Here is a 2,285-nt window from a genome sequence, read left to right on the forward strand (position 1 = left end):
ATCGTCAGCGATAACGGCAGCGAGTTCACATCCAATGCCATCCTCGCCTGGGCGGACGCGGCACAGGTCGAGTGGCATTACATCGCGCCGGGCAAGCCCATGCAGAACGCCTTCATCGAGAGCTTCAACGGCCGCCTGCGCAATGAGCTTCTCAACGAGACGCTGTTCTCGGCACTGAGCCAGGCCAGAGCGACCCTGAGCGGGTGGCGGTCCGATTACAATGCATCGAGGCCCCACTCCGCCCTCGGCTGGCAGACCCCGTCCGCCTTCGCCACCACCTTCCATCCGCGACGGGATCTGCCGCTGCGCCAAGTCAAAAGCTCCACGCCAGATCCCGCCGCTCACCCGGCCGAAAAGGCCAAATCCACCCGACAGAACGAACTCACAGCTGGATAAAACTTCGGGGCAACGTCACTAATATTTCCTTAGCTCGAAGCGATCGGGTGCGCGAGCTGAGAACGTGAGCCGATTTCCGCATTATCGAGACCGATGCATACCGATGCAACCGAGATGAAAGCCCGCGCGAATGGGGGATCCGAACGCCCATACCCCGCTTGAGGTATCAACAAGTCCTCCCCTTTAAGGCACATGTCCTCTCCCATCGTAACCATCGGCGGCTTCCACGGAAGCCCGTCGGAGTTGAGCAAGTGGGAGACCGATAATGACCAGCCGCACACAGGTTGTTTCGCTCATAACTCTGCTGTCCTTGGCATCCACAGCCGCAGCAGCTCAAGGCTCGTCAAAATCCGGGTCCCAAAGCGCGACTACACGCGAAGCCGCTGTTCAAGAATGCAGGCAAATTCACGGCCGAACGGGCAAGGGATCTCATGATAATACCTCCATACGCGTCGAGCAATGCGTGAAAGAGAAGCTAGGTAAGAAGTAGATGTAAAAGGCCTGACTTGCCCAATTTCGCGTCATTTGCAGCGTCAGCGTTTTTATCTCCACCTAACCAAAGGTTGTTGCAGGGCGTGAGTAATGTTAAGCTAAGCCAGTTATCGTAACCTCTGATGCTGCAATGTCTTTTGACGTGAATGCCTTAGATCGGGCCGTAGATCATTTTTTGGAAATTCCATTCCGAGGAATGGGTTGGGCGCCTGCGCTTGAAGCCTTCGATTCCGCAATTGGCGCATTTGGGACGATCGTTCTACCGGCCCTAAATGAAAAGATGCCCGGCCCATACCCAGTGTCACCATCGCTAGTTCCTTGTGCGCGGCAGTATGTAGAAGAGAACTGGATAAAGGCAGACATCCGCCTGCGCCCTTTGAAGAAATTCGTGCGTCAGGGCGTCGTGACTGATCAAGATGTCATTTCTCGCGAAGGAAAGCGCCGTTCGCCTTATTTCCAGGATTTCATTCATAAGAATGGTGCGGACGAATGGGCGGGCCTTCGCGCCGACATCGCTGGCGAAATATGCTGTGTTTCAATCCAGCGGCCATTGGGGGTGGAGCCTTTTAGCCCCAACGAACTTGCGGTCCTCACTTCGATAGCGCCTCGCCTATCTATGCTGACGTCAATGATCCAGCAGCTTGATCAGGCGCGCCTGAATGGGGTTTCTGACGCATTGGAGGCTATGACCACACCCGCATTCCTGCTCAATCGTCGGTCGGAGGTCCTCCGGTTCAATGCAGCAGCAAAATCGGTTTTAAACAAAGATATTATGATTAAGGATAGCCAGCTCGAATTGCGGGGTCCAGACAACAACGCGTTCCGGAAACGGATATCGGGAGTGTTGCGGCAATCGGCGATAGCATCGCCGTCTTCAGGGTTGCCACTGCTCGCTCGTCGAGAAAAGGGCCGCCCCCTATTGGTCCGCGCGCATCGCCTTAGAAGCGACCCCTCCTTAGCCTATTTTGAATCGGCATGGGGCATTGTCACCGTCACTGACCCCGATCGACACCTCATTCCAGCGAGCGATCTATTACAGTCGTCGTTCGGACTGTCGGAGCGGGAAGCAGGCCTGATCAGGCTTCTCGTGCAACACAATGGTTCTGCGCGCGATGCGGCCGACACAGCGCACATCTCGTACGAAACCTTCCGAACTCACATGAGGAACATTCGCGGCAAGAGCGGTATCAACAGCATCGCTGAATTGATTCGGCTCGCGACCTCGTTGAGGGAATAAGATCAGGCTCAGTCATGGGCGCCGGCACTGAGAGTGACGTGAGCCCCTGATCCTCGTCCAGATTTAGGTAGAGTCCGTCGATCATGGAGACGGACGATGCGAGCCTCACGGTTCACAGAGGAACAGATCATAGGGATGCTGAAGGAGCAGGAGGCGGGCG

At 56.0% G+C, this 2,285-nt stretch carries 2 protein-coding genes; both read left to right on the top strand.

All coding sequences use genetic code 11. The features are described from left to right. On the top strand, positions 1 to 396 hold a 396-nt coding region (locus tag EJ105_RS27535; protein WP_250168872.1), incomplete at its 5' end, for an integrase core domain-containing protein. Between the two features lie 622 nt (positions 397 to 1,018). Continuing rightward, positions 1,019 to 2,125, top strand: a complete 1,107-nt coding sequence (locus tag EJ105_RS27540) for a helix-turn-helix transcriptional regulator (protein WP_250168873.1) — start codon at positions 1,019 to 1,021, stop codon at positions 2,123 to 2,125. Positions 2,126 to 2,285: the final 160 nt, after the last annotated feature.

This window comes from Xanthobacter aminoxidans (assembly GCF_023571765.1).
GTDB classification, from domain to species: Bacteria; Pseudomonadota; Alphaproteobacteria; order Rhizobiales; family Xanthobacteraceae; genus Xanthobacter; species Xanthobacter aminoxidans.